The organism is Shinella yambaruensis, from assembly GCF_050859155.1.
In the GTDB taxonomy this organism is placed as follows: Bacteria; Pseudomonadota; Alphaproteobacteria; order Rhizobiales; family Rhizobiaceae; genus Shinella; species Shinella yambaruensis.
Map to the genome: position 1 here is coordinate 1,641,268 of NZ_CP150638.1, position 24,706 is coordinate 1,665,973.

29 protein-coding genes and 2 tRNA genes are annotated in these 24,706 nt (G+C 64.3%); 14 read left to right on the forward strand and 17 right to left on the reverse strand.

From position 1 onward, the window contains the following. Positions 1–32: 32 nt before the first annotated feature. The 7 genes from WMC41_RS08110 to WMC41_RS08140 all read right to left on the reverse strand — a co-directional run bounded on the left by WMC41_RS08110 (position 33) and on the right by WMC41_RS08140 (position 6,663). Positions 33–1,067, reverse strand: a complete 1,035-nt coding sequence (locus WMC41_RS08110; RefSeq protein ID WP_432347625.1) for a phosphotransferase enzyme family protein — start codon at positions 1,065–1,067, stop codon at positions 33–35. Between the two features lie 199 nt (positions 1,068–1,266). Then, positions 1,267–1,827 (reverse strand): OmpA family protein, encoded by a 561-nt coding sequence (locus tag WMC41_RS08115; RefSeq protein ID WP_432347627.1) that lies wholly within the window; start codon positions 1,825–1,827, stop codon positions 1,267–1,269. A 99-nt stretch (positions 1,828–1,926) separates the two neighbouring features. Continuing rightward, positions 1,927–2,517, reverse strand: coding sequence for a GNAT family N-acetyltransferase (locus tag WMC41_RS08120; protein ID WP_432347629.1), 591 nt, complete (start codon positions 2,515–2,517; stop codon positions 1,927–1,929). Next, on the reverse strand, positions 2,517–3,371 hold the full coding sequence (gene sseA, locus WMC41_RS08125) for a 3-mercaptopyruvate sulfurtransferase (protein WP_272805341.1): 855 nt from the start codon (positions 3,369–3,371) through the stop codon (positions 2,517–2,519). The genes WMC41_RS08120 and sseA overlap by 1 nt, the downstream gene beginning before the upstream one ends. A 117-nt stretch (positions 3,372–3,488) precedes the next feature. Beyond that, positions 3,489–4,226 carry an alanyl-tRNA editing protein gene (locus WMC41_RS08130; protein ID WP_272805342.1) on the reverse strand — a complete coding sequence of 246 codons (738 nt, stop codon included), beginning with the start codon at positions 4,224–4,226 and terminating at the stop codon, positions 3,489–3,491. A gap of 5 nt (positions 4,227–4,231) precedes the next feature. Continuing rightward, positions 4,232–5,272 carry a cysteine synthase A gene (locus WMC41_RS08135; protein WP_432347632.1) on the reverse strand — a complete coding sequence of 347 codons (1,041 nt, stop codon included), beginning with the start codon at positions 5,270–5,272 and terminating at the stop codon, positions 4,232–4,234. Between the two features lie 125 nt (positions 5,273–5,397). Beyond that, a complete protein-coding gene (locus WMC41_RS08140) occupies positions 5,398–6,663 on the reverse strand; it encodes a class I SAM-dependent methyltransferase (RefSeq protein ID WP_432347633.1) in 1,266 nt (421 codons plus the stop codon). Positions 6,664–6,892: 229 nt separating this feature from the next. Here WMC41_RS08140 and WMC41_RS08145 point away from each other — a divergent pair, with 229 nt between their 5' ends. Both WMC41_RS08145 and WMC41_RS08150 read left to right on the forward strand, forming a co-directional pair. Continuing rightward, a complete protein-coding gene (locus WMC41_RS08145) occupies positions 6,893–7,102 on the forward strand; it encodes a hypothetical protein (RefSeq protein WP_244765643.1) in 210 nt (69 codons plus the stop codon). Positions 7,103–7,179: 77 nt separating this feature from the next. Continuing rightward, complete coding sequence (locus tag WMC41_RS08150) at positions 7,180–7,371, forward strand: hypothetical protein (protein WP_244765642.1); 192 nt, start codon at positions 7,180–7,182, stop codon at positions 7,369–7,371. A gap of 82 nt (positions 7,372–7,453) precedes the next feature. On the opposite strand, the gene WMC41_RS08155 is transcribed toward WMC41_RS08150, so the two are convergent. Beyond that, positions 7,454–7,528, reverse strand: a tRNA-Asn gene (locus WMC41_RS08155). Positions 7,529–7,692: 164 nt separating this feature from the next. Here WMC41_RS08155 and WMC41_RS08160 point away from each other — a divergent pair. Beyond that, positions 7,693–7,977, forward strand: a complete 285-nt coding sequence (locus WMC41_RS08160) for a hypothetical protein (RefSeq protein ID WP_244765641.1) — start codon at positions 7,693–7,695, stop codon at positions 7,975–7,977. A gap of 69 nt (positions 7,978–8,046) precedes the next feature. Further along, positions 8,047–8,523, forward strand: coding sequence for a DUF2938 domain-containing protein (locus WMC41_RS08165; protein WP_432347634.1), 477 nt, complete (start codon positions 8,047–8,049; stop codon positions 8,521–8,523). Positions 8,524–8,731: 208 nt separating this feature from the next. Here the strand turns inward: WMC41_RS08165 and WMC41_RS08170 are convergent, their stop codons facing one another. Next, on the reverse strand, positions 8,732–9,010 hold the full coding sequence (locus WMC41_RS08170) for a hypothetical protein (protein ID WP_244765639.1): 279 nt from the start codon (positions 9,008–9,010) through the stop codon (positions 8,732–8,734). Here WMC41_RS08170 and WMC41_RS08175 point away from each other — a divergent pair. Beyond that, positions 8,976–9,377 carry a hypothetical protein gene (locus WMC41_RS08175; protein ID WP_432347636.1) on the forward strand — a complete coding sequence of 134 codons (402 nt, stop codon included), beginning with the start codon at positions 8,976–8,978 and terminating at the stop codon, positions 9,375–9,377. The genes WMC41_RS08170 and WMC41_RS08175 overlap by 35 nt on opposite strands. A gap of 3 nt (positions 9,378–9,380) precedes the next feature. Here the strand turns inward: WMC41_RS08175 and WMC41_RS08180 are convergent, their stop codons facing one another. Continuing rightward, entirely contained in the window at positions 9,381–9,710 is a 330-nt protein-coding gene (locus WMC41_RS08180; RefSeq protein WP_244765638.1) for a hypothetical protein, read from the reverse strand. 338 nt (positions 9,711–10,048) lie between these two features. Between WMC41_RS08180 and WMC41_RS08185 the strand changes: the two genes are divergently transcribed. Next, positions 10,049–10,543, forward strand: a complete 495-nt coding sequence (locus WMC41_RS08185; protein WP_244765637.1) for a ferritin-like domain-containing protein — start codon at positions 10,049–10,051, stop codon at positions 10,541–10,543. Between the two features lie 82 nt (positions 10,544–10,625). Here WMC41_RS08185 and WMC41_RS08190 read toward each other — a convergent pair whose 3' ends face one another. Continuing rightward, positions 10,626–10,829 carry a hypothetical protein gene (locus tag WMC41_RS08190; protein WP_432347637.1) on the reverse strand — a complete coding sequence of 68 codons (204 nt, stop codon included), beginning with the start codon at positions 10,827–10,829 and terminating at the stop codon, positions 10,626–10,628. A gap of 83 nt (positions 10,830–10,912) precedes the next feature. Here WMC41_RS08190 and WMC41_RS08195 point away from each other — a divergent pair, with 83 nt between their 5' ends. Then, a complete protein-coding gene (locus WMC41_RS08195; protein WP_244765635.1) occupies positions 10,913–11,119 on the forward strand; it encodes a hypothetical protein in 207 nt (68 codons plus the stop codon). A gap of 174 nt (positions 11,120–11,293) precedes the next feature. Here the strand turns inward: WMC41_RS08195 and WMC41_RS08200 are convergent, their stop codons facing one another. After that, positions 11,294–11,509 carry a hypothetical protein gene (locus WMC41_RS08200; RefSeq protein WP_432347639.1) on the reverse strand — a complete coding sequence of 72 codons (216 nt, stop codon included), beginning with the start codon at positions 11,507–11,509 and terminating at the stop codon, positions 11,294–11,296. Positions 11,510–11,638: 129 nt separating this feature from the next. Here WMC41_RS08200 and WMC41_RS08205 point away from each other — a divergent pair, with 129 nt between their 5' ends. Continuing rightward, positions 11,639–11,881, forward strand: coding sequence for a hypothetical protein (locus tag WMC41_RS08205; RefSeq protein ID WP_272805349.1), 243 nt, complete (start codon positions 11,639–11,641; stop codon positions 11,879–11,881). A 165-nt stretch (positions 11,882–12,046) separates the two neighbouring features. Here WMC41_RS08205 and WMC41_RS08210 read toward each other — a convergent pair. The 3 genes from WMC41_RS08210 to exbB form a co-directional block, all read right to left on the reverse strand. Further along, a tRNA-Cys gene (locus WMC41_RS08210) sits at positions 12,047–12,120 on the reverse strand. A gap of 209 nt (positions 12,121–12,329) precedes the next feature. Next, positions 12,330–12,767: a TonB system transport protein ExbD gene (gene exbD, locus WMC41_RS08215; protein ID WP_244765633.1), complete on the reverse strand. Its 438-nt coding sequence runs from the start codon at positions 12,765–12,767 to the stop codon at positions 12,330–12,332. A gap of 4 nt (positions 12,768–12,771) precedes the next feature. Further along, positions 12,772–13,845, reverse strand: coding sequence for a tonB-system energizer ExbB (gene exbB, locus WMC41_RS08220; RefSeq protein WP_432347640.1), 1,074 nt, complete (start codon positions 13,843–13,845; stop codon positions 12,772–12,774). A 328-nt stretch (positions 13,846–14,173) separates the two neighbouring features. Here exbB and WMC41_RS08225 point away from each other — a divergent pair, with 328 nt between their 5' ends. From WMC41_RS08225 to exoR, 6 genes are all read left to right on the forward strand, one after another. Then, complete coding sequence (locus tag WMC41_RS08225; protein WP_432348294.1) at positions 14,174–14,824, forward strand: protein-L-isoaspartate O-methyltransferase family protein; 651 nt, start codon at positions 14,174–14,176, stop codon at positions 14,822–14,824. A 258-nt stretch (positions 14,825–15,082) separates the two neighbouring features. Beyond that, positions 15,083–16,483 (forward strand): TolC family outer membrane protein, encoded by a 1,401-nt coding sequence (locus WMC41_RS08230; RefSeq protein WP_244765630.1) that lies wholly within the window; start codon positions 15,083–15,085, stop codon positions 16,481–16,483. 289 nt (positions 16,484–16,772) lie between these two features. After that, positions 16,773–17,537, forward strand: a complete 765-nt coding sequence (locus WMC41_RS08235) for a DUF2497 domain-containing protein (RefSeq protein ID WP_432347641.1) — start codon at positions 16,773–16,775, stop codon at positions 17,535–17,537. 139 nt (positions 17,538–17,676) lie between these two features. After that, entirely contained in the window at positions 17,677–20,604 is a 2,928-nt protein-coding gene (locus tag WMC41_RS08240; RefSeq protein WP_432347642.1) for a valine--tRNA ligase, read from the forward strand. Positions 20,605–20,961: 357 nt separating this feature from the next. After that, positions 20,962–22,215, forward strand: coding sequence for an OmpP1/FadL family transporter (locus tag WMC41_RS08245; protein ID WP_272805354.1), 1,254 nt, complete (start codon positions 20,962–20,964; stop codon positions 22,213–22,215). A 365-nt stretch (positions 22,216–22,580) separates the two neighbouring features. Then, positions 22,581–23,384: an exopolysaccharide production regulator ExoR gene (gene exoR / locus WMC41_RS08250; protein WP_244765995.1), complete on the forward strand. Its 804-nt coding sequence runs from the start codon at positions 22,581–22,583 to the stop codon at positions 23,382–23,384. 150 nt (positions 23,385–23,534) lie between these two features. On the opposite strand, the gene xth is transcribed toward exoR, so the two are convergent. Further along, positions 23,535–24,326 carry an exodeoxyribonuclease III gene (xth, locus tag WMC41_RS08255; RefSeq protein ID WP_432348296.1) on the reverse strand — a complete coding sequence of 264 codons (792 nt, stop codon included), beginning with the start codon at positions 24,324–24,326 and terminating at the stop codon, positions 23,535–23,537. A gap of 35 nt (positions 24,327–24,361) precedes the next feature. Further along, the gene (gene erpA, locus WMC41_RS08260) at positions 24,362–24,694 is read right to left on the reverse strand and encodes an iron-sulfur cluster insertion protein ErpA (RefSeq protein ID WP_244765626.1); all 333 of its coding nucleotides are present in this window, start codon (positions 24,692–24,694) and stop codon (positions 24,362–24,364) included. Positions 24,695–24,706 lie beyond the last annotated feature (12 nt).

Genomic DNA, 24,706 nt, shown 5'->3' on the forward strand with positions numbered 1-24,706 from the left:
TTGCCGCGGCCGCGACACCCGTTTCTTGCGGCTCAGCCCGGCTTGCGGAAGAGCTTGTCGCACTGCTCCAGGAGGCGCACGGCGTCGATCGCCGGCTCGGCAAGGCAGAGGCCGACCATGGTCCGGGCGATATGCAGGTAATAGGCCTCGTTCTCCCGGGCGGAGGCGATGTTCTTGGCGATGGCCGCACGCCGGGCCACCACCCGTTTGCTCAACGGGGATGGCAGCACGCGCTCGCCGGCTGCCAGCACGCGATCCCGGATGGCGAGGTGGCGGATGCGCCTCTGCCGCGCGGCGAGCAGGCGCGTCGCCGCGGTGAAGACGAGGTCCGGCGCGTGGCGCTGCCAGATATCGGCAAGGGCGGCGGGGCAGGCGGCGAGGTAGCCCTGGAGCAGGCTTCGCCGCTGTACGCCCTGGCGACAGAAGGGGCGCATCAGCGTGGCGGCAAGCTCGATGCCCGAGACGTCATAGGTCATCAGCTCGTAGTCGATCAGGCCGATCGCATGGTCGCCCTGCTCGATGATGTTGCTGCCGTAGAGATCGCCGTGGGTCAGCTGGTTGGCGGGAAGCCGGCGCATGCGGGCAAGGCTCTCCTCGATCCAGCGCCGCTCTTCGGGCGTATGCGCCGCACCGGCGAGGGAAAGATAGGCCTCGTGCGGCAGCACGGGGCGGCGCCGCTCGAAAAGCGCACCGGCTGCGGCGCCCTCGATCGCGTTCAGCTTCGCCAGCGTCCCGCCGAGCGCGGCGAGGGCTTTCGGATGGGCCTTGCGCGACAACGGCGTGCCCGGCAGGAAGGAGAGCGCCAGCCAGTGGCCGCCGGCCCGCAAGGCCTCGCGCCGCGAGCGGGTGCCGGCACAGACATGCTGAGCGGAAATGCCTGCTTCCTGGAGCTTTCGCACCGCCGCCTCGAAGCGGTCCTTCGTCGACTTGCGCAGGAAGAAATGCAGCACATAGGTCTGCTGCTCGAACTCCACGATGCGCTTCTGGATGCTGAGGCGCCGCTTGGTGTGCAGGATGCGCACCCGCTTGCTGAGCAAATCGCGAAGGTCGGGCGTGCGGCTGTCCATGCGAGCGAGAAATTCCGTTTGTCTGCCGATCGATCCGTCCACCGGATCCATCGCCTCCGGAATTGCGCGTGACAGTCATATGGCACAGCTGTGACGGCGTTTCCAGCGGCGAATTGGTCTGGACCCGTCGCCCGAAACGCAATCACCGCGGCTGCCGGAGGACCGGGCCGCGGTGATCGTCACGGATTTGTCGCGGATTTTAGCGCACGAACTCATCGATGCGGCGCAGCGTCACGCGCCGGTTGCGCCATTCCTCGCTGAGCGTCTGGACGAGCAGGTAATCCTCGCCGTATCCGACGGTTTCGAGGGCGCGGGAGGGAATGCCGAATTCCTGCACGAGCAGCCATTTCAGCGATTCGGCGCGGCGCTCCGAGAGGATCTGGTTGGAGGCGGCGGACCCGACGGCATCCGTATGGCCCTCGATCAGGAAGACGGCGCGGTGGCGGCGGTTGAGGAGCTGCTCCATGGCGCGGGCGATCTGGCGCACCTTGCGGTATTCCGAGCGCGGAATCTCCGCGGAGCCGAAGGCGAAGTTGATCGACTGGATGTTGATCGACGGCGCGGCACCGCGCAGGTCCGGCCGGCGTTTGAATTCGCGCACGGTCACCCGTTCCTCCTCGCGCAGGCGGCGCGTGGGGGCCGCGTCGAGCCGGCGAAGGATGATTTCCGAGGACGGGGTCTCCTGCGCGAGCGCGAGGCCCGGAAGGGCGGGAACGGCGAGGGCGGTGGCGAACGCGGTCAGAAAGGCGCGACGTTGCATGGCAGTGTTTCCTTGCTCGATTGATCGTCTGTTGGCCTGAAAGTGCCACGGACGAACTGAAGCGGACCTGAACCGCCCGTTGGGTTCCGTTCAGAATGATTAACGCGGTTCGGAGGGCGGCAGGCAGTCCCGCTTGGTGAGCGCCAGGAGCTCGGCGTCGGACAGCGGCACGAGTTCGGTATCCTTCGTGCCGACCGGCGAGAAGCCGAACATCTGGTAGAGCTGCAGGGCGCGCGGATGGTCGAGATTGTTGGTGTCGACCGTCACCCGCTTCGGGCCGAGCGCCCAGGCGGCATAGAGCGTCTGGAGCAGGAACCACTTGCCGATGCCAAGGCCGAGCGCCCGCTCGAACAGGCCGAAATGGGAAAGCTCCACCACCGCGTCGTCGACCTGCAGCAATTCGAAGAAGCCGGCGGGCGCGCCGTTCACGTAGAGCACCGTCACGCTATTGCGCTTGTCGTGCAGCGTCGCGGCCAGCGTCGCGTCGTCCATGCGCAGCCGGTCGACCCAGTGCCAGCGCCCGCCGACCTGCCGGTAGAGGAAGCGGTAGAAGGCGAGCGGGATATCGGGCGCGTTGAGGATGGCGGTGTGCACGTTGACCGGCACCGGCAGGCTCTGCTTCGGCGGCGCGGTCATTTCCAGCGTGGTGACATGCACGGCGATCGGCGCAGGCTGGGACTTCTTCGCCATCAGTCTTTCCCCGTCACCACGGGCGTGTCGTCCCGCCCGCCCCATTCGGACCAGGAGCCGTCATAGAGCGTGTTGTCCTCATGGCCGAGCGAGTGCAGGGCGAGCGTGATGATGGCGGCGGTGATGCCCGAGCCGCAGGTCGTGACGACCGGCTTGGAGAGGTCGATGCCGGTTTCCTCGAAATGCCGGCGCAGGCTGGCGAGGTCCTTGAACCGCCCGCCCTCGGAAAAGGTGCCCGACGGCATGCTCTTTGCGCCCGGCATGTGGCCGGAGCGCATGCCGGCGCGCGGCTCGGCCTCCTCGCCGGTGAAGCGGCCGGCGCCGCGGGCATCGGCGATCTGCCTTGCACCGGTCGTGACGATGCCGCGCATCTCCTCGAAGGAGGTGACGGCATAGGGGTTGAAATTGGTGTGGAAGACGGCCGGTGCCGGTTCCGGCAGGTCGGTCTGAAGCGGCCGCCCCTCCTTCTTCCAGCCGTCGAGGCCGCCATCCAGCACGAAGACGTTCTTCGCGCCCATGGTGCGGAACAGCCACCAGACGCGCGGGGCGGTGAAGATGCCGGGGCCGTCATAGACGACGATGGTGTCCGTATCGGAAATGCCGAGCTTGCCGACTTCGGCGGCGAAGAAGTCCGGCGAGGGCACGGTGTGCGGCAGCGTGCCGGAATGATCGGCGATCACGTCCTGGTCGAAGAACACGGCGCCGGGAATGTGGCCTTCGGCATATTCGGCCGCGCCGTTGCGGTTCTGTGCGGGAAGGTACCAGGCGGCATCGACGATGCGGAATTCCGGCGCGCCGAGCTGCTTTTCCACGAAATCCGCCGAGACGACGAACCGGCTCCTGTCGTTGGACATGGTCTTCTCCTATGAGGCCGGCAGGGCCCGGCATGCGCACATTGCGCGAAGGGCACTGCAAGAAATTGAATATGCTGGAAAATATCCTAGATCGATTTTGCTGTGGAGCCTATCCCGTCAAGCCTCCGGCGCACCGAAGCGGATGCGGAACCGGCGGTTCTCCTTGCCTTTCTTCTCGATCTTGGCGATGTGGATGGCGCCCACTTCCTGGGTTTCGGACACATGGGTGCCGCCGCAGGGCTGGCTGTCGATGGCGGAGTTCTCGCCGATGCACACGAGGCTGACCCGGCCGAGGCCCATCGGCGGGCGCACGTTCTTCGATTTCACGATGCCGGGATTTTCGGCAAGCTCGGCGTCGGTGATCCACTGCACGAAGACCGGATGGTTCTCCGCAACGAGCGCCATCAATCTGGCCGTCACCTCGTCCTTGTCGATCGTCTCCGTCATGTCGAAGTCGACGCGGCTGTCCTCCTCGCCGACGGCCGCGCCGGTGATCGGGTAGGGACAGACGACGGAAAGCAGGTGGCAGGCGGTGTGCATGCGCATCAGCTTGTAGCGGCGCGCCCAGTCGATATGGGCGACCACCGTCTCGCCGACGACCGGCAGCGCTTCGCCTTCCAGCGGGCGATGGAGGATGATGTCCTTGGTCGCGCCGGTCACCGCCGGGCCGAGCGCGATGCGGCTGCCGTCGGCGCGCTCCAGGAAACCGGTGTCGCCGGGCTGGCCGCCCGACGTCGCGTAGAAACAGGTCTGGTCGAGCTCGATGCCGCCGTCCTGGTGCACCGCCGTCACCACCGCCTCGTTCGTCGAAAGATAGAAATCGTCGCGGAAGAGGGCAGTGGTGGTGAGGGACATGGGACCTATTCGACCGGCTGGTAGGGGACCTTGATCCCCGATTTCGCCTTCAGCCATCCCGGAACGGGCAGGCCCTTCGAATCGAGGAAGTCCGCGTTGAAGAGTTTCGACTGGTAGCGGTTAGCATAGTCGCACAGGATCGTCACGATCGTGTGGCCGGGGCCGAGGTCCCGGGCGAGCCGGATCGCGCCGGCAATGTTGATGCCCGAGGAGCCGCCGACGGCGATGCCTTCCTTCTCGATCAGGTCGAAGACCAGCGGTACGGCCTCCGAATCGGGGATCTGGTAGGAATAGTCGGGCGTGAAGCCTTCGAGATTGGCGGTGATGCGGCCCTGGCCGATGCCTTCGGTGATGGAGCTGCCGGAGGATTTCAGCTCGCCATGCGCATAATAGTTGTAAAGGGCGGCGCCGTCCGGATCGGCAAGCGCGATCTTGATGTTGGGGTTCTGCGCCCTGAGGCCCGCCGCGACCCCGGCAAGCGTGCCGCCCGAGCCGACCGCCGAGACGAAGCCGTCGACCTTGCCGTCGGTGTCGCGCCAGATTTCCGGCGCCGTCGTCTCGATATGGGCGTCGCGGTTGGCGACATTGTCGAACTGGTTCGCCCAGATCGCGCCGTTCGGCTCGGTCTTGGCGAGTTGCTCGGCAAGGCGGCCGGAGAGTTTTACGTAATTGTTCGGGTTCTTGTAGGGAACGGCCGGAACCTCGACGAGCTCGGCGCCGAGCAGTCGCAATGCGTCCTTCTTCTCCTGGCTCTGGGTTTCCGGGATGACGATGACGGTGCGATAGCCGAGCGCCTGCGCGACGAGGGCAAGGCCGATGCCCGTATTGCCCGCCGTGCCCTCGACGATGACGCCGCCCGGCCGCAGGGCACCGGAGCGCTCCGCCGCGCGGATGATCGAGAGGGCCGCGCGGTCCTTGACCGACTGGCCGGGGTTCAGGAATTCCGCCTTGCCGAGGATCTCGCAGCCCGTCGCCTCCGAGGCCTCCTTGAGCCGGATCAGCGGCGTGTTGCCGATTGCATCCAGAACGGACGGAAGAATTGCCATGGGACCCGAGCCTCGCGTTGTATGCCTAGATTGGAAAGCGTCTTTTCGACCGGCAAGCGGCGGTTTGCAAGAAATCGTGTTCCCATGGAGCGATCTTCCAGAGGGATTTTTTCCATGGCGGGCCGTCAGGCGGGGGGCCGCGTGTAGACCACCTGGCGAACGTCGATGTTGCGCGCCCGGAAACCCGCCTCGCAATAATAGAAGTAGAACTCCCAGAGCTTGCGGAAACGCTCGTCGAAGCCGAGCGGAACGATGCGCTCCCAGGCGGCCCAGAAGCGGTGGCGCCATTCGGCGAGCGTGCGGGCATAGTCGTGGCCGAAGCCGATGTCGGAAGCCGTTGCGAGCCCGACCTGCCTGCCGAGGGAGGCAAGATGCTCGCGGGTCGGCAGCATGCCGCCGGGAAAGACGTATTTCTGGATGAAATCCGGATTGGCCCGGTATTCGGCATAGGCCTCCTGCAGGATGGTGATGATTTGCAGGCCCGCCCGGCCGCCCGGCTTCAGGCATTCGCTGAGCTTGGAGAAATAGGCCGGCCAGTAGCGTTCGCCGACCGCCTCGAACATTTCGATGGAGACGATGCGGTCGTAGGTGCCGGTCTCGTCGCGGTAATCCTGGAATTTCAGCTCGACCCGGTCGGCAAGCCCGGCCTTCGCCATGCGTTCGCGCGCGAAGGCGAGCTGCTGGCGGCTGATCGTCAGGCCCGTCACCTTGCAGCCGATCTCGCTGGCGGCGAATTCCGCAAAGCCGCCCCAGCCGCAGCCGATTTCCAGCACATGGTCGTTCGGGCCGATGCCGGTCGCCTCGGCGAGCGCACGATATTTCGCGACCTGGGCCGAGGTGAGGTCGTTCGCCCCGCGCGAATAGAGCGCGGAGGAATAGGTCATCGTCGGGTCGAGCCACTGCGAATAGAACTCGTTGCCGAGATCGTAGTGCGCCGAGATGTTGCGCTTGGAGCCGCGGCGGGTGTTGGCGTTCAGCCAGTGACGGAACTTCTCCACGAGGAGGAAGAGGCCGCGCGGGCCGTTGGTGTAGCTGCGGCCGACATTCGTGTTGACGAGGAAGAGTTCGAGGAAGGCGCCGGCATCCGGGCTCTCCCAGTCGCCATCCACGTAGCTCTCCGCGACGCCGATGGTGCCGGCGCTGACGGCGCGGTGCACGAGGTTCCAGTTGTTGAGCCGGACGATGGCGCGGGGACCTTGTGTCCTGCCGCGGATCACGAAGGTCTGCCCGCCGGGAACGGTCATCGCCAGCGCGCCGGCCTCCAGGCCCAGCAGGCCGCGCAGCACCATCCTGGCGCGCAACGGCAGGCGCTTCGTGCGTTCGGCAAAATTGGCGGCCGTCAGTGTATCGTGGTCTGAAAATGCCTTTTCTGAAATCATTTCAGTCGTCATCGATTGCCCCTCTGCCAACCCGATGTTGGGTGGAGGCTATCGTCAATGGCGCCGAACGCCAAGACGTGAATCATGACAGACCGGATCATGAAGGGGCCTGTCGCGGATCGCAAAAAGGGAAGGGTTTTAACGATCTGTTAGCAAACGTGGTTAATTTTGCGTCTATCCGGCGTGTCGATGGGAACGCAAGTCCCGCCCGGCCGTTTGGAGGGAAACTGGAGACAGCATCATGTTTTTCGGACTTTTTCAGGTGAACCCGGCCATGCCCGAGGACGACATTGCAACCGGCACCTATGCGGATGGTGTGGTCGGAACGCCGCTTGCCGACCGGACGGCTCCGCCGCGCGACCGCAGCCAGGCCTTCCGCCGCACCTTTCCGGACCGGGATTACGGCCTCTCCCGCAAGGCCGGCCAGTCCGGTGCCGGAATGGTGGCCTGACACGAAGGGTGCCGGGAACAAAGGCTTTGCCCGGCGCATTCTTCCTTTGTTCGAATTCCGAACGGAGGAGGCCCCCGATGACGCATCACATCGACAATCGCCAGTTCACGCCGCGCCAGCCCCGCCATGTCCTCGACGTCATCGAACATTGCCGCAGGAATGGGCTGGACAAGGCCGAGGAACGCAAGCTGCTCCGGCTCTTCGGCCGCTTCGCCAGCCGTCACGAACTCCAGATGAACACGAAGCGCCCGCCGGTCAGCCCGCGCTAGGCAATGCGGCTTCATGGAGCGGAGATCTGTCGATGGCTGAAAGCAGAAGGGCCGCGCTATCCAGCGCAGCCCTTCAAGAATCTGGCTCCCCGGGCCGGATTCGAACCGGCGACCTGTCGATTAACAGTCGAATGCTCTACCGCTGAGCTACCAGGGATCATCCGCTCGCCGCGGAGTGAGCGCGTAATACAAATGCCTGATCGATTTGCCAAGCGCTTTTTGACAAAAAAATGCACGAGACTTGATTGATTGTGGAGAAGTCTCCAACTGGGGGGTGGACGAGCCTTGGAAAACCAGGCGTTTGGGTGAAACGGACGGCGGATGACGACGCGAAAAACAAATATGCATTTCGGGATAGACCCCCGCACGCGGGAGATCGTGATCGGCTCTTTTCGGATGAAACTGCCGGAATCGCGCTGGCTTCGCACCACGATCGGCGTCCTTCTCATCGTCGGCGGCCTCCTCGGCTTCCTGCCGGTGCTCGGATTCTGGATGGTGCCGCTCGGCCTTCTGGTGCTCTCGCACGATTCTCCCTTCGTCCGCCGCCAGCGCCGCCGCCTTGCCGTCTGGTGGGCCACCCGCAAGGCGCGGCGCAATGCACGCTGAAGGGCTTTGTTGCATCGCCGATGCGGACCTGCTCTAACCGGGCAGGCAAGGTTTGGGCGAGGGGCGCATATGGAATTGCTGTTGAAGGGCGTGGCGATCGGCATCGGCGCCACCGTGCTGATGGACCTGTGGGCGGTTGTCCTCTGGAAGGTCTTCCGCCAGGCGCGGCCGAACTGGGCGCCGGTCGGCCGCTGGTTCTGGCACCTGAAGAACGGCACCGTTTTTCATGACGATATAAGCAGGGCTGAGCCCTATGCGTCCGAGCTCGCGCTCGGCTGGGTCGGCCACTACGCCGTCGGCATTCTCTATGGCGTGATTCTGGCGCTGCTCGTCGGGCAGGCCTGGTTCGCCGCCCCGACCTTCCTGCCGGCCTGGATTCTCAGCATCGTCACCGTCGGTGCCGGCTGGTTCCTCCTCCAGCCCGGCCTCGGCATCGGTGTGGCGGCGTCGAAGCTTCCCAATGCCAATCAGGTGCGGTTCCTCAATCTGGTTTCGCACACGGTTTTTGCCCTGGGGCTCTACGGAACGGCATTGTTGCTGCGGTGAGGGCAGGGCGCCGGATCGCGGCGGTCAGTCGTTTCGGCGGTCTCTAGGAGCATATGGGACGGCCAGCGTGGTCTCGCGGCAGCGACGTGACGTCAATCGGTCGCCCGACCCCGATCTAACGTTATCGGCAGTCGCGTCCCGCGCTGCTTCTGACAGGTTGTGGTGGCTTCGTCCATCCATCACGGCCTTTTCGCGAGCCTTGAACCACTTACCGCCCCAAGCCGAACTCGACGATGTCGATTCTGCGCCGGGAGAGCAGTTCCAGGGAACGATCCGGCGCGATCCGGTAGACTTCCATATATTCATCGCCGAACCGATCGCGGAACCGGTGGTCGAACGTGCTGCCGATCGGCGCCTTCGTCAGCTTCGTGCGCGGCTGGCCCTTGTAGATGATGCTCCCCGGGATCGGTTCCAGGGCGGCCGCGGCCGTGCAGCCGGTCAGGGCAAAGGCAATGGCGATCGCCGCGACGGTTTTGAGGCTGGGCATCGAAATCTCTCCTTATCTCGCGCGCATCGGCCGTATGTCGGCGGCCTTGAGGGTCCCGCAGCACGGGGGCGACATGATGGTGGCGCTACTGGCGATCCGGTCGCACCTGTTGCTCAGGAGTGTATTCAGTGCCTCGACATCTGCGAAGGCGAAGAAGCCGGGCACGATGAAGGTTGTCGCCCGCCTCCTCGCGGGAAATTCAGACCTCATTACCCGGCCATCTCTCAATAGCATCCATCACGCGAAGGCCATGCGATGCGGAGTGCCGATGAGCGACATAATCGACGACGGCGCGGCGATCACGACAGAAGAGGGCCGGCGGATGGCTCGGGTTGCTGCCCAATCGCCACGACGCCGGCCCAAGTAGATCTTACCGCCCCTGTATCACGCGAATGAACCTCGGGCTCTTTGTCCTGAAATCGCTGTAGGTGATGCGGCCGCTGGCGATACCGTTGAATGCGCGCTGGCAATAGATCCGGGCGACGTCGCGGCGGGGGCTGACATTCATGATCTTCGCCATTTCCGCTTTGCGCGCCGGTGATGCGCGGCGAGCGCCAGCATAGCACTTGTTGACGCCATCACGCTTGGCGGCGGGACTGCCCCTGACAATTTCCTGAGCACGGTTATAACTGGTCTCCGTGACACACCCCGTGATGAACAGGGACGCAGACGCAAGGGCTACAATCGACAACAGCCGCATATAATCCTCCTTTCGGTAACAAACGAGACAGACGATAACGTTTGAGATCCAGAGTTCAATGGATTCGTTGCGCAGCCTTTGCTTCGTTCTGACTTGCCACGCCGAACCTTGCATTCGGCGCGATAGGAGAATGCGCCTTAAGAGAGGTCGTTCCAGTCGCCTTTTATTCCATTCCGTGTCCCAGAGTCGTAAGGCTGGAAACTTGGCGTCAGGGGCGCCACTCCACTAGGCAGCGCGCCAACAGCACGCGACGGACATAGCGACAACCAATCTCTTCGGAACGTTTCGCCGCCTTCACGATTTCTCTACCGCATTTCATCTTGCAAAGGAGAGACATCATGAAATCGCTGGCTGATATCTTTGAGCACACCCTTCAGGACGTCTATTACGCAGAGAACGCGATCACGAAGGCCCTGCCCAAGGTCGCGAAGGCCGCCAAGAGCGCCGAGCTGAAGAAGGCGGCCGAGGAGCACCTCTCGGAAACCAAGGACCAGATCAAGAAGCTCGAGCAGGTCTTCAAGTCGATCGGCAAGAAGGCGTCGGGCGAGAAGTGCGATGCCATCGAAGGGCTGATCAAGGAAGCCGACGGCCTTATGGAAGAAGCACAAGGCACTGCCCTTGATGCCGGCCTGCTTGCCGCATGCCAGGCTGTCGAGCACTACGAGATCGCGCGCTACGGCTCGCTTCGCGAATGGGCGAAGGATCTCGGTCATGACGAGGCGCACAAGCTCCTGAGCGAAATCCTCGACCAGGAAAAAGCGACCAACAACAAGCTGACGAACCTCGCCGTGACCGCCATCAACAAGACGACGACCGCCAAGAAGGCGGCCTGAACCGCACGACGGGACGCTGCGACACATCGAACGCCATCCACCAGACATCGAGAGCCGGGCTTGATACCCGGCTCTCGTTCATCTAGTCGCCGCTTTTCCCAAGACCTGGCGGTCCGTCCAGCCGACCCGTGGTCGCCGCCAGCGCGCCGATCGCATCCAGCGCAGTCGCCAGGCCTTGCATCAACAGGGTGATGTCGCGCTCTTGGCCAGATTGGCTGGTCTCCAGCGCTCGCTTCCGCAACGCGGCACTGTCCGTTTTCAGCCGGTTAAAGAGGTTGTCGTCCATGATGTTCTCCTTAAACTTGTTTGTGCCAAGTTTGAAAAACGTACGGCGCATCCTGGCGTTCCATCCGGGCGGGATGGCGTCAGATGTCGGTCACCATTGACGGGTCGGAACGAGGTCACGCGATGCGGTATGAAAATCAGGTCGAATCCTTTGAAGACCCAAAGCCAAATCGATTGCATGAGGAGCGCGCAAGCCGTCGGATACTGTTTGCCCTGCTGGTAGCGGGCGCTGTGGTCGCAAGTCTCTACGGGCTCGGTCTGGTTTTGGCGTCATCCATGGGCGGCGTATAGGCGTCGATGCCTGGGAAGGCGATTTCGCATAAAGGCAGGGGCGGGCCTTCCGGTAACCGGAAAGGCCCGCCCCACCCAAGACTCCGCCAGGGGACCATCGCGGAGGCGCATCCGTAACCGGCGGCCCTGCATGATGTTCCGGAAGCCCGGGACATTTTTTCGTCGCCGGCCCCGTTATGTCCCAAAGAGCAGGAACGGCGGAACGCCGAGTGCCGTCAGCCCCGCGAAGATCAACACAGCCGCCGCCATCAGCGTCTTGTCGGTTTTCTTCCGCTCCTTCGCTCTTTCCAACATTGCAGATCCTCCACGATGAAACTTTGGCGCGTCAATTCGGACGCGCGCGCTTTGTTCCATCGTTGCCCGGAAACTCATCCACCATCTGAAAAACATGCCTCTGAAGGTCTCCCGCGTTGAATGGGCGGAGCAGTCTTTCACGGAAAAGACGGGTGACGCCTCCGCCGTGGAACATCGCGACCTCATCTTTGTTTTCAATAAATCACGAAAACAAGGGAGGGTGAGATGTTTCAGGCATCTCTCGGCGGCGGCTTCGGCGCGCAAGAATACGGCCTGCGCGCTTCTATCCGAGCCGCGATCGCCTATGACGAGCTTTGCTCCGGTCACAAGATCGAACTCGTCTTCGAGGCGCAGGCCATCGTCATCCACGGACGCGTGCCGCCGGATGTGGCACGGCGTGTGCGCGTGATCATCTACGAGGTTGCCGGGCCAACGCCTGTATGGGACCGAACTTTCTGGTTGGGCTGACAGTCCGATCTGGCTCGGGGTGCCAGCCTCAACAACCCCGCGGCTCATTGCCCGGCCGGCGGGCTCGAACTGCCAGCGCAGAGAGGCGCAGTCCGCCGGCGGCGCAGCCACACCTGAAAAATACATTCGTATTTTCAAATAATTACGATGCGTTTTTGAAGGGAATGGAGGCCTCGCCGAGAATCGAACTCGGGTGCAAGGATTTGCAGTCCTCTGCGTAACCACTCCGCCACGAGGCCGTCCGTTTGCTATAAAGCGAGTGGTGCCGGGCGTTTAGAACGAATTGAGAAAGGGCGCAAGGGGCTTATTCCGAACACGCAATTTTTTTCATTCGCGCGGGTGTTCGCGAAGCATTCGCGCTCGTCTGTGCTTCCGCCTTGGCCAGAGATCCGACATGCGATGGAAGGGCGCAGGGGCAGGGCGGCGCGCCCGAAGGCGCGCGCCACATTTATTGTTGCTGCGCCGGGGCGCCGCCTTCGAGGCCGACGAGGGCGATCTTGCCGTATCCGGCCCCGCGCAGAAGGTTCATCACATCCATGACATTGCCGTAGTCGACCGCCTTGTCGGCACGCAGCAGGATGCGGGCATCCTTGTTGCCTTCCGTCACCGCGTCGAGTTCCGGGCCGAAATTGTCGCGGGCGATCTCGCCATTGCCGATCGAGACCGTCAGGTCCTTCTTCAGCGTCATGAAGACCGGCTTGTCCTCGCGCGGCGTCGGCTGGGCGACGGAGGAGGGCAGGTCGACATTGATGTCGACGGTGGCAAGCGGCGCGGCCACCATGAAGATGATCAGCAGCACCAGCATGACGTCGATGAACGGCGTCACGTTGATCTCGCTGTTCTCCTCCAGGTCGTCGCCACCGCCTTCCTTGATCTTGCTCGCCATGACGTCACCCGATCTTCACGACGGAGCCGGCGGCGCGTTCGCTGCGCTGCGCGCCGTGGCGCAGCGAGCGGCGCACGTCGAGGTCGCGGCTGGCCAGCCGCTCGATGGCGGCCGAGGCGTCGCCGAGGTTCTGGCGGTAGCCGGTGATGGCGCGGGCGAGGAAGTTGTAGATCACGACGGCGGGAATGGCGGCGACGAGGCCGATCGCAGTCGCAAGAAGCGCTTCGGCGATGCCGGGCGCGACGATGGCAAGATTCGTGGTCTGGGCCTTCGAGATGCCGATGAACGAGTTCATGATGCCCCAGACGGTGCCGAACAGGCCGACGAAGGGCGCGGTGGAACCGATGGTGGCGAGCAGGCCCGTACCCTTGGCGATGCGCCGGCCGGCATGGACCTCCATGCGGGCGAGGCGCGAGGAGATGCGCTCCTTCACGCCGCCGTCCGAAACGTGGTCGAGCACCGCTTCGGAGGCATCCATTTCCTCGCGGGCGGCGCGCGTCATGCGGGCGACCGTGCCGCGGTTGCGGCCGAGCGCCTGTTCGCCGTCCTCGAGGCCGCGCGCGACGATCAGCTGCCGCACGGCGCGGCTTGCCGAGCGCTGGGCGGCGGCCAGCTCGGCGAGCTTGGCGAGAAGCACGGCCCAGGTGACGACGGAGGCGAAGGCAAGGCCGATCATCACGCCCTTGACGACGATGTCGGCGGCCATGAACATGCCCCAGGGGGAAAGGTCGTGCGGCAGGCCGGCCTGCCGCTCGCCCGTCGCTGCATCGTCGACGGCGTCGAGCTCGGTCGCTTCCTCGCCGTCCGCCATCCCGTCGGCTTCGCCCGCGGCGGTCGTTGCCGCGTCGCCCGTCGTGGGCCGCGAGGTCGTTTCCGTGGTGGTTGTCGCCGACGTACCGTTCGTCGTGTCGCCGGCGGGCTGTCCGGCATCCGGCTGGCCGTCCGTCTGGGCGGCGGTTCCCTGGGCCTGGCCCTGGGTTGCCCCGGTCTTTGTTTCCTGGGTCTGGGCCAGGGCGGCCGGCGGGGTGGCGAGCGCCATCAGGATGATCGCGAATAGCAGTCGAGACCGTTTCAGCACGGCGTATTCCTCTTGCATGTCTCAATTTAAACGGTGCCCATCCGACAAACGGGCATGGCGCGGACGCCAGGCGCCGCTAAAACCTGACTGCTCAATACGACATTATGGAGGGGACAGGCAATAATATGTTGAGTAATTTATTCATGATAAACCCCGGAAATTCCGGCGGGCGATCCGGGCGAAACCGCGGGAGCGCGGTTTTTGCGCGCAGACGACCGCCGCCTATGGACACCCGGCCCGAAACCGCTCTAAGAGGATTGCGACGCATCCGGCATCGCAACCGGGCCTTCGTGCCGCGGTCTGCCGCTTACTCACAGGGCTAGAGATGATTGACTACAAAGCAGCGCGCACGAAGATGGTGGACAACCAGATCCGTACGACGGATGTGACGGCGCACGAGGTGCTCGACGCCTTCCTGACCGTCGCGCGCGAAGAGTTCGTGCCCGCGGCCGTCAAGCCGCTCGCCTACATCGACGACGATATCCAGATTGCCTCCGGCCGCTACCTGATGGAGCCGTCGCCGCTCGCCAAGCTGATCCAGCTTGCCGAGATCGCCGGCACCGATGTCGTGCTGGAGGTCGGCTGCGGCACGGGCTACGCCTCGGCCATCCTGTCGCGTCTCGGCAGCTCCGTCGTGGCGCTGGAGAGCGACGCGGAACTGGCTGCGCGCGCGACGGAAACGCTCGCCCGCCTCGGCTACGACAATGTCGCCGTCGTCACCGGCGATCTGGAGGCCGGCTATGCGCCGGAAGCGCCCTACGAGGTCATCTTCGTGCATGGCGCGGTGGAATTCGTTCCGGAGGCGCTCTTCGCGCAGCTGCGTGATGGCGGCCGCCTCGTCGTTGTCGAGGGCTACGGCAATGCCTCGCAGGCCCGTCTTTATATCAAGGAAGGCGTGCACGTTTCCGAACGCAACGTCTTCAACACCGCCGTCAAGCCGCTTCCGGGCTTCCGCAAGGCGAAGGAATTCGTCTTCTGAGCCAGCGCCGGCGCGCATCGTTTCGATCGGCCCGTTTGTTGCACTTTCGCAACGGGCCGATCCTATTGTCGTTACCAAATCCTTCCTGATGGGCCTGACGACTGTTCCTGATTGAACGAAGAGGCATTATCGCGGGCGGAGCGGACCCGTCCGCGGCCGGCCGCCGATGCCGGATGGAGTGTGCCCGGCCTTTGTGCCGGTGAGAAGTGTGTAAAGGCAGCTCCCGCGACGGGCTGGCCAGGATCGGAGTTTCGTACTGTGTCCCTTCTTCGTCGAACCGCCCTTGCGCTCGCGCTCGCCACTGCCGTCCACGTCCTGCCGCAGGCGGCCCTGGCCGAGACGCTGGCCGGCGCCATGGCCAAGGCCTACGAGAACAACCCCGACCTCAACGCCGCCCGCGCCGCGCTGCGCGCCATCGACGAGAACGTGACGATCGCCAAGGCCGGCATGCGGCCGCATGTGACGGGCGTGGCCGAGGTGGAGGGTACCCGCACGAACCTCGACGTTCGGCCGGCGGCCAACATTTTCGGGCAGCGCGCCGGCCGGCAGACCGATTACGTCGCCTCCAGCTACGGCATCACGATCAGCCAGCAGGTCTTCGATGGTTTCCAGACGCTCAACCGCGTCAGGGCGGCCGAGGCGAATGTTCTGGCGAACCGGGAGTCGCTGCGGGCCCAGGAGATCTCCATCCTCCTTGCCGCGGTGGAATCCTATTCGAACATTGCGCGTGACCAGCAGATCGTGTCGATCCGCAAGAAGAACATCGCCTTCCTCCAGGAGCAGCTCAGCGCCGCGAATGCGCGCCTGAATGTCGGCGAAGGGACGCGCACGGATGTCAGCCTCGCCGAGGCGGAGCTTGCCTCCGCCAAGGCCCTGCTCACCGCCGCCGTCTCCTCGCTCAAGCAAAGCGAGGCGGCCTATGTGCAGATCGTCGGTGAAATGCCGAAAGGCATCAAGCAGCCGTCGCCGGCCAAGAAGGCGATGCCCAATTCGCTGGACAATGCCGTGGCGACCGGCATGCGCGAGAACCCGAACATCCTGGCGGCCATGCGCAGTGTCGATGCCGCGGGCTTCAGCGTGAAGGAGGCCGAAGGCGCCATGTTGCCCGGCGTTTCCCTGCAGGGCAGCGTCTATAAGTCCGTCAATACCGAGGATGGGCCGAGCGACAGTCTGCAAGGCACCGTGTCCGCCCGGCTTACCGTCCCGATCTATCAGGGCGGCGCGGAATACGGCCAGATCCGCCGTGCCAAGGAGCGGTTCGGCGAAAGCCAGCTGCTGGTGGATTCCGCCCGCATGGAAGTCCAGCGCACGATCGCCACGGCGCATGCGCAATACGAAGCGGCCAAGGCCTCGATCGCGGCCATCCGGGTGCAGATCGACGCCGCCAACCAGGCGCTGAGCGGCGTCATCGAGGAGCGCAATGTCGGCCAGCGCACGACGCTCGACGTGCTCAACGCCCAGCAGAACGTGCTCGATGCGCAGGAGGACCTTGCCGCCGTGCAGCGCAATGCGGTCGTGGCGAGCTATTCGCTGCTGGCCGCCACCGGCAGCCTGACGGTGCGCAGCCAGGGCCTGGAAGTCGCGGAATACCGCGCCGAAGTGCACTACGAGGCCGTCAAGGACAAGTGGTTTGGCCTGCGGACCGTCGACGGTCGCTAGGGTCTGTACTCCATAGGGACGGGCCGCCTGATCGCAAACAATGCTCGACAAGGCCAAGGTGCCTTGCCTTGCGCTTGTTTGCCTCCATCCAGTCCCGTCCATGACAACAGAACACCTATCCTGTACAGACCCTAAGCCTCGCCCTTGGCAGGGCAAACAAATCTGTGCATCACTCGTAACACATGATTCGCGGCGATTTAGTTCGCCGTCGAACTCGCCTAGGGTTTTCGGGATGTCCGGCAGGTCCCGCAGCGGCTGGCCATGGACGCCGCAGAGAACGGGGATAGAAATGGCTCAGCCAAATGTCGCGCGTGAACCGTCCATGGATGAAATCCTGGCGTCCATTCGCAAGATCATCGAGAACAACGAAGCCATGCCGGATCTTGCGGCCGATGCCGCGGACGACGGGGGCTTCGACATCACGACGGGGAGTGAGGGCCGCACCCTGCTCGATCATCCCGGCATGATCGAACAGGGGCATGCCGAAGAGCATGCCTCCGCTGCGATCCAGCCGATCCCGCGTGCCGAACCGGTGCAGGGCGGGCAGCCGGCCCTGTCGCTTGCCGATGTCGCCGCCCGCGTTCGCGCCGCCTCCGAGCGGCATGTCGCCAGCCGTGACATGCCGGAGCGCGAACCCGCCGAGCCGGTGCAGATGCCCGTGCGGGAGGAAAACCCGATCGTGACCGCGCGCATGGCGGCAAGTGCCGGCCGCACCCTGCCGGTATTCGAGGCCGTCGCGAAGGCTGAGCCCGTTGCCGAGGAAGCGGTGGCGCCGGCCGTCGTGCCCCATGCCGAGGAACGTGCCGCCCAGCCGGCTGCTGCCGGCCGGGATGTCGCCGCGATCGTCTCTCCGGCCGTCGGCGAGCGCGTGGCCCAGTCCTTCGGCGCGCTGGCGCAGGCGCTCGACGCCGGTCCGCGCCGGTCCTTCGACGAGATCGCCGAGGAGATGCTGCGCCCGATGCTGCAGGAATGGCTCGACGACAACCTGCCGACGCTTGTCGAACGGCTGGTGCGCGAAGAGATCGAACGGGTGGCGCGCGGCCCGCGCCGCTGACCGACGCCGCCAATTCTCCAAAAGATTGGTTTAAGCCGCGCCGGAGCCCCCGGGGCGGCTTTTCTTCTGATATTGTTGACTTCGCCCCGGCCATCCGGTTTAGAAAACGCAACCGACAAACAGCAGGCCACGCACGAAAATGCTTGAAAAGAACTATGATTCCGCAGCGGTCGAGCCGCGCATTGCCAAGGCATGGGAAGATGCGGACGCGTTCCGCGCCGGCGAGGGGGCAAAGCCCGGGGCCGAGACCTTCACCATCGTCATCCCGCCGCCGAACGTGACGGGCTCGCTGCATATGGGCCACGCCCTCAACAACACGCTGCAGGACATCATGGTCCGCTTCGAGCGCATGCGCGGCAAGGACGTGCTGTGGCAGCCCGGCATGGACCACGCCGGCATCGCGACGCAGATGGTCGTCGAGCGCAAGCTCGCCGCCGAGAAGCTGCCGGGCCGGCGCGAGATGGGCCGCGAGGCCTTCGTCGAGAAGGTCTGGGAGTGGAAGGCGGAATCCGGCGGCCTGATCTTCAACCAGCTGAAGCGCCTCGGTGCATCCTGCGACTGGTCGCGCGAACGCTTCACCATGGACGAGGGGCTTTCCGACGCCGTCCTCGAGGTCTTCGTCTCGCTCTACAAGGAAGGCCTGATCTACCGCGGCAAGCGGCTGGTGAACTGGGACCCGAAATTCGAAACGGCGATTTCCGACCTCGAGGTCGAGAACAGGGAAGTCGACGGCCATATGTGGCATTTCAAGTACCCGCTCGCCGACGGTGCGACCTACACCTATGTCGAGAAGGACGCCGACGGCAACGTCGTCTTCCAGGAGGAGCGCGACTACATCTCCATCGCCACCACGCGTCCCGAGACGATGCTGGGCGACGGCGCGGTCGCCGTCCATCCCTCGGACGAGCGCTATGCGCCGATCGTCGGCAAGCTCTGCGAGATCCCGGTCGGTCCCAAGGAACATCGCCGCCTCATCCCGATCATCACCGACGAGTATCCGGAACCCGACTTCGGCTCCGGCGCGGTGAAGATCACGGGCGCGCACGACTTCAACGACTACCAGGTCGCCCGCCGCAACAACATCCCGCTCTACCGCCTGATGGACACGCGCGCCGCCATGCGCGCCGATGGCGAACCCTACGCCTTCTACGCGGCGCAGGCGCTGGAGATCGCCAAATCCGGCGACCTGCCGAACGAGGCCGAGGTCGACGACATCAACCTCGTTCCCGACGAATATCGCGGCCTCGACCGCTACGAGGCCCGCAGGCGCATCGTCGAGGCGATCAACGCCGAGGGCCTCGCGGTCACCGTCAAGAATGCCGAAGGCAACGACGTGCCCTTCGTCGAGAACAAGAAAGTCATGCAGCCGTTCGGCGACCGCTCCGGCGTCGTCATTGAGCCGATGCTGACCGACCAGTGGTTCGCCGACGCCGCGACGCTGGCCAAGCCCGCCATCGCCTCCGTCCGCGAGGGCCGCACGAATTTTGTCCCGAAGAACTGGGAGAAGACCTATTTCGAGTGGATGGAGAACATCGAGCCGTGGTGCATCTCCCGCCAGCTCTGGTGGGGCCACCAGATCCCGGCCTGGTACGGCCCGGACGGTCAGGTCTTCGTCGAGAAGACCGAGGAGGAGGCGCTGCATGCCGCCATCCAGCACTACATCGCCCATGAAGGCCCCTGGAAGGCCTGGGTCGAGGAGAAGCTGGAGAACTTTGCGCCGGGCGACATCCTGACGCGCGACGAGGACGTGCTCGACACCTGGTTCTCCTCCGCGCTCTGGCCGTTCTCGACGCTCGGCTGGCCGGAACAGACGCCGGAGCTGGAAAAATACTACCAGACCGACGTGCTCGTCACCGGCTTCGACATCATCTTCTTCTGGGTCGCCCGCATGATGATGATGGGCCTGCACTTCATGAAGGACGAGTTCGGCAATCCGGTCGAGCCGTTCCACACCGTCTATGTCCACGCCCTGGTGCGCGACAAGAACGGGCAGAAGATGTCGAAGTCGAAGGGCAACGTCATCGATCCGCTCGAGCTGATCGACGAATACGGCGCGGATGCGCTGCGCTTCACGCTGGCCATCATGGCCGCGCAGGGCCGCGACGTGAAGCTCGACCCGGCCCGCATCGCCGGCTACCGCAATTTCGGCACCAAGCTGTGGAACGCCACGCGTTTTGCCGAGATGAACGGCGTTGCGGCCGATCCGAAATTCGTGCCGGAAGCGGCCTCGCTGACGATCAACCGCTGGATCCTGACGGAACTTGCCCGCACCGCGCGCGACGTCACCGAGGCGATCGAGACCTACCGCTTCAACGACGCGGCGAGCACGCTCTACCGCTTCGTCTGGAACCAGTTCTGCGACTGGTATCTGGAGCTGCTGAAGCCGGTGTTCAGCGGCGAGGATGCCGCGGCGAAGGCGGAATCGCAGGCCTGCGCGGCCTATGTCCTGGAGGAGATCTACAAGCTCCTGCATCCGTTCATGCCCTTCATGACGGAAGAGCTCTGGTCGCACACGGCCGGCGAGGGCAAGACGCGCGAAAACCTGATCTGCCACGCCGAATGGCCGTCGCCGGCCTATGGCGACGAGGCGGCCGCCGACGAGATCAACTGGCTGATTGACCTCGTCTCCGGCATCCGCTCGGTGCGCGCTGAAATGAACGTGCCGCCGAGCGCGACGGCGCCGCTTGTCATGGTGGACGCCAATGCGCTGACGCGCAAGCGCCTTGAAACGCACGATTCGGCGATCCGCCGCCTTGCCCGCGTCGAGCAGATCCGCCTGGAGGACGCGGCGCCGAAGGGCGCGGCGCAGATCGTCGTCGGCGAGGCGACCGCCTGCCTGCCGCTCGGCACGCTGATCGATCTGGCGGCGGAAAAGGCCCGCCTGGAAAAGGCGATCGACAAGGCGAAGGCGGAAGCCGCGCGCATCGAGGCCAAGCTGTCGAACGAAAAGTTCGTCGCCAATGCCAAGCCGGAGGTGGTGGAGGCCGAGCGCGAGCGCTTCGCCGAGCTGGAGCAGCAGCTTGCAAGCCTGGCAGTGGCGCTTGCCCGCGTGAGCGAAGCGGGCTGATTCCCGTCAAATTTGCAGGGATGCTTTGAAAACCGCGCCGGGTCCCCCGGCGCGGTTGTTTATTCGGCGGACCGCTCGCAATATCTCGGCTGTGTCTAAAAAGTGACAGCCGGCTACCGGATTGGAAAAGATAACTCTTAATTAGCGGAAAGCGCCCGATATTTGAAAAATCGTTTCTGGTCGTTCAACTGCTGAGGGGCTTCATGAAAATCTTACGTAATTTTTTGAACGTCCATCGGAAATCATGGGCAAAAACTGGGGTTTGCCAATCCCGCGCTCCTCTTCGATAGTCGGGATGGAGAGGCGCGCAGCAGAGGCAGCTGCTGTTTGCGCAGGACTTTTGCAGGGGAGGATTGCATGAAACGGAAGAACATCGGCCTTTTGGGGATGACGGCGATGGCCCTGCTGGCCGCCACATCCGCGCAGGCGGGCGGCCTGGAGCGCGGCGGGTACAATATCGACCTGCTGTTCGATCCCTCGGACTATGTTTTCGAGTCGGCGGTGACCTTCGTCAATCCGCAGCGCGACATGAACAATGTCCGCGACAACATTCCCCTCGACGGCGACCTGAACGGCCTGCCGAGCAACGGCATTCGCGACACGGAGAGCTACTGGGTGCCGCGCATCGGCTTCAAGGCGTCGATCACCGATGCGATCGACTGCATGGCCGACTATTCCCAGCCCTGGGGCGCCCATATCAATCCCGGCCGCAACTGGGCGGGTGCCAACGACAATGTCGAGACCAAGATCGAGAGCCATAACTACGCGGCGACCTGCTCCTATTCCTTCGACATGGGTCCGGGCCAGTTCCGGGTGATCGGCGGCGGTTTCTACCAGGAGGTTTCCGGCTTCAAGGATCGCCTCGTCTTCGCCATGCCCGAGGGCTCGCCGCTGAACGGCATGGGCCGCCTGAAGCTGGAAGGCGAGGGCTGGGGCTGGCGCGCCGGCATCGCCTACGAGATCGAGGAATATGCGCTGCGCACCAGCCTCGTCTACAACAGCGCGGTGAAGCTCGACGACATCACCGGCACCATGGACCTCCGGCAGGTGCCCGGCGCCGTCCTGCCGGGTTTTGCGGGTGTCAGCACGCCGGTCTTCGGCTCCGCCGACATGCCCGATTCGCTGGAGTTCAAGTTCCAGACGGGCATCGCGCCGGACTGGCTGGCCTTCGGCTCGGTCAAGTGGACCGACTGGAGCCAGCTGCAGAGCCTGCCCTTCTGCCCGGTCGCCACGCGCGGCATCGACTGCCGCACGAGCGGCCCGACGGAGGTCACCTCGCTCGACCTGCTCTACCGCGACGGCTGGACCGTTTCGGGCGGCATTGGCCACAAGTTCAACGACAAGATCAGCGGCGCGGTGAGCCTGACCTGGGACCGCGGCACGAGCACCGGCATCGGCACGCATGCCGATACCTGGACCGTCGGCACGGGCATTTCCTATGCGGCGAACGAGAATGTCGAGTTCCGCCTGAGCGGCGCGCTGGGCATCCTAACGAGCGGCTCGTCCGGCCAGGTCGTCAAGGACGGCCGCACCTTCGGCCGCCGCGTCTCCTACGATTTCGACAGCGATCTCGTGACGGCGATCTCCACGTCGCTGAAGATCAAGTTCTGATCCGGCGGACCATTGGCGATCAGAATCGGGCCCGGTGTCATCACCGGGCCCTTTTTCTTGGTTAATGTTTCGTTACCTCGTCGCAGGCTTGATGGGGAAACCACAACGACGCCTCAAAATATGTGACGGAATCGCAACACATTTTTTTCCAGAGTTTGCTACACAACCGGGAGAGCGACGAAATGTCCATTTCCCGCCACAAACGGGGCGCAGCGATAACGACATGTAGACGCGTGGAAGCCGCGCCCAGGGAAACGATGAGCCAGCCGATGTCATTGCCGCCGGAGTTACCGGAAACCCGCACGAGACCTGTGCGTTCCCGGTTCGGCGCTAGGAAGAAGGTCCGGCGCGGAATTGTAGAAGTGATGCCGAAGTCCGAGTTGATGCCGATGAAAGTAGTGGTATTGGGCCTTTGTCTCTCGCTCTCCTTCGGGGCGGCGTCCCAGGCTCTCGCATTCGATCCCCAATCCGGCGTCAGCAAGGAAAGCGGTCCTTTCGATCTCTTCAAGTTCGGCTTCTTCTCCTACAAGGAGGGGCGCAAGAGCGACGCCGTCGAGGCCTACCGCTACGCCGCCGAAAAGGGGCATACGGGCTCGCGCTGGGCGCTCGCCAACATGTATGCCGATGGCGACGGCGTGCCGGAAAACGATCTCGAAGCCTTCAAGATGTACAGCGAGATCGCCCAGGCCGGCGTCGAGCCGGGCTCGGAGGATACGGGCTACTTCGCCAATGCGCTGATCGCGCTCGCCAGCTACTATCGCCGCGGCATTCCGGACAGCCCCGTCAAGGTCGACATGGCGCAGGCCCGCCAGCTCTATTTCCAGGCCGCCTCCGCCTTCGGCATTCCCGAGGCCCAGTTCCAGCTCGGCCGCATGATGCTCTCGGGCGAGGGCGGCAATGTCAGCGTGCACCAGGCCAAGAAATGGCTGAACCGCGCGCGCAACAACGGCCATGCCGGCGCGATGGGCCTCTTCGGCAACATTCTCTTCCAGGAAGGCCAGACGGCCCGCGGCCTTGCCTTCATGACCGCCGCGCTCGATCATTGCCCGCCGAAGGACTGCGGCTGGCTGCAGGCCACGCAGGAAGAAGCCTTTTCCGTCGCCAGCGAGGACGACCGCCGCAAGGGCGTGGCGCTCGCGCAGAGCATCCGGTTCAGCCCGGAAGAATAGCGGCAAGATAGCCCCCCCTCATCCGGCCTGCCGGCCACCTTCTCCCCGCAAGCGGGGAGAAGGGATTTGTGGCAAGGCCGTGCCCCATCTTCCTTCTCCCCGCTTGCGGGGAGAAGGTCGCGGCAGCGGGATGAGGGGTGGCTCTGTACTCTACGCCGCGTAATCCAGCACCGCCACGACCGGCACGTGGTCAGACGGCTTTTCCCAGTTGCGCACATGCTTTTCGACCGCCGTCGAGACGAGGCGGTCCGAAGCTTCGGCCGACAGCATGAGATGGTCGATGCGGATGCCGAAATTCTTCGGCCAGCAGCCGCCCTGATAGTCCCAGAAGGTATAATGCGGCACGGCATCGCTCGAGGCGCGCACGGCGTCCGTGAGGCCGAGGTTCTCCAGGCGCCGGAAAGCCCGGCGGGTCGGCGGCAGGTAGAGCGCGTCCCGTTCCCAGACTTTCACGTCCCAGCAGTCGTGCGGCTCGGGAATGACATTGTAGTCGCCGGCAAGGATCAGCGGCTCCTCGAGCGCCAGCCGGTCCTCGGCAAAGGCGATCAGCCGGTCCATCCAGGAAAGCTTGTAGGGATATTTTATCGGGTCGTCCGCCGGATTGCCGTTGGGCAGGTAGATCGAGCAGACGCGGATCGCGCCGCCCTCGACCGAGAACACGCCCTCGATGAAGCGGGACTGCACGTCCTCCTCGCCGCCGGGCAGGCCGCGGTTCACCTCGTCCGGCTGGATCTTCGAGAGCAGGGCGACGCCGTTGAAGCCCTTCTGGCCGTGCGTCTCGACATGATAGCCGAGCGCCTCGATCTCGCCGCGCGGAAACCCTTCGTCGATCGTCTTGATTTCTTGGAGCGCGACGATGTCGGGATTGGAGTCTTTCAGCCAGGCGACGAGATTGTCGATGCGCGCCCGCACGCCGTTGATGTTCCAGGTGGCGATCTTGATCGGCATGCAGGTTCCCGTCTTGGTTTTTTGAAAGGTCAGATCGAGAAGCTGGTGCCGCAGCCGCAGCTGGCGACGGCGTTCGGGTTCTTGATCTGGAAGGACTGGCCGAGAAGGTTGTCGACGAAATCGATCTCGGACCCGTCCATGTAGATGAGCGAGAGCTGGTCGATCAAGACCTTCGCATTGTCCCGCTCGAGCACCAGGTCGTCGTCCTGCTGGTCCTCGACGAGATCGAACTTATAGGAGAAGCCGGAACAGCCGCCGCCCTCGACGGAGACGCGCAACGCCTGCTTCTCGGGCGAGGCCGTCAGGATCGACGCGATGCGCCGTGCGGCGGCGTCGGAAATGGTAACGGACTTGTCGGTCATGTCTGCCTCCTG

Excerpts from the sequence above, each read along its gene's own strand:
- WMC41_RS08140 (WP_432347633.1), bottom strand. The coding sequence starts at position 6,663 with ATGACGACTGAAATGATTTCAGAAAAGGCATTTTCAGACCACGATACA.
- WMC41_RS08190 (WP_432347637.1), bottom strand. The coding sequence starts at position 10,829 with ATGGACGACAACCTCTTTAACCGGCTGAAAACGGACAGTGCCGCGTTG.
- exoR (WP_244765995.1), top strand. The coding sequence starts at position 22,581 with ATGCCGAAGTCCGAGTTGATGCCGATGAAAGTAGTGGTATTGGGCCTT.
- WMC41_RS08170 (WP_244765639.1), bottom strand. The coding sequence starts at position 9,010 with ATGCCCAGCCTCAAAACCGTCGCGGCGATCGCCATTGCCTTTGCCCTG.
- WMC41_RS08175 (WP_432347636.1), top strand. The coding sequence starts at position 8,976 with ATGGCGATCGCCGCGACGGTTTTGAGGCTGGGCATCGAAATCTCTCCT.
- WMC41_RS08130 (WP_272805342.1), bottom strand. The coding sequence starts at position 4,226 with ATGTCCCTCACCACCACTGCCCTCTTCCGCGACGATTTCTATCTTTCG.
- WMC41_RS08195 (WP_244765635.1), top strand. The coding sequence starts at position 10,913 with ATGTCGGTCACCATTGACGGGTCGGAACGAGGTCACGCGATGCGGTAT.
- WMC41_RS08115 (WP_432347627.1), bottom strand. The coding sequence starts at position 1,827 with ATGCAACGTCGCGCCTTTCTGACCGCGTTCGCCACCGCCCTCGCCGTT.
- WMC41_RS08245 (WP_272805354.1), top strand. The coding sequence starts at position 20,962 with ATGAAACGGAAGAACATCGGCCTTTTGGGGATGACGGCGATGGCCCTG.
- WMC41_RS08235 (WP_432347641.1), top strand. The coding sequence starts at position 16,773 with ATGGCTCAGCCAAATGTCGCGCGTGAACCGTCCATGGATGAAATCCTG.
- WMC41_RS08165 (WP_432347634.1), top strand. The coding sequence starts at position 8,047 with ATGGAATTGCTGTTGAAGGGCGTGGCGATCGGCATCGGCGCCACCGTG.
- erpA (WP_244765626.1), bottom strand. The coding sequence starts at position 24,694 with ATGACCGACAAGTCCGTTACCATTTCCGACGCCGCCGCACGGCGCATC.
- WMC41_RS08200 (WP_432347639.1), bottom strand. The coding sequence starts at position 11,509 with ATGTTTTTCAGATGGTGGATGAGTTTCCGGGCAACGATGGAACAAAGC.
- WMC41_RS08205 (WP_272805349.1), top strand. The coding sequence starts at position 11,639 with ATGTTTCAGGCATCTCTCGGCGGCGGCTTCGGCGCGCAAGAATACGGC.
- WMC41_RS08180 (WP_244765638.1), bottom strand. The coding sequence starts at position 9,710 with ATGCGGCTGTTGTCGATTGTAGCCCTTGCGTCTGCGTCCCTGTTCATC.
- sseA (WP_272805341.1), bottom strand. The coding sequence starts at position 3,371 with ATGTCCAACGACAGGAGCCGGTTCGTCGTCTCGGCGGATTTCGTGGAA.
- WMC41_RS08150 (WP_244765642.1), top strand. The coding sequence starts at position 7,180 with ATGACGCATCACATCGACAATCGCCAGTTCACGCCGCGCCAGCCCCGC.
- WMC41_RS08135 (WP_432347632.1), bottom strand. The coding sequence starts at position 5,272 with ATGGCAATTCTTCCGTCCGTTCTGGATGCAATCGGCAACACGCCGCTG.
- WMC41_RS08160 (WP_244765641.1), top strand. The coding sequence starts at position 7,693 with ATGACGACGCGAAAAACAAATATGCATTTCGGGATAGACCCCCGCACG.
- WMC41_RS08240 (WP_432347642.1), top strand. The coding sequence starts at position 17,677 with ATGCTTGAAAAGAACTATGATTCCGCAGCGGTCGAGCCGCGCATTGCC.
- WMC41_RS08145 (WP_244765643.1), top strand. The coding sequence starts at position 6,893 with ATGTTTTTCGGACTTTTTCAGGTGAACCCGGCCATGCCCGAGGACGAC.
- exbD (WP_244765633.1), bottom strand. The coding sequence starts at position 12,767 with ATGGCGAGCAAGATCAAGGAAGGCGGTGGCGACGACCTGGAGGAGAAC.
- WMC41_RS08110 (WP_432347625.1), bottom strand. The coding sequence starts at position 1,067 with ATGGACAGCCGCACGCCCGACCTTCGCGATTTGCTCAGCAAGCGGGTG.
- WMC41_RS08185 (WP_244765637.1), top strand. The coding sequence starts at position 10,049 with ATGAAATCGCTGGCTGATATCTTTGAGCACACCCTTCAGGACGTCTAT.
- WMC41_RS08120 (WP_432347629.1), bottom strand. The coding sequence starts at position 2,517 with ATGGCGAAGAAGTCCCAGCCTGCGCCGATCGCCGTGCATGTCACCACG.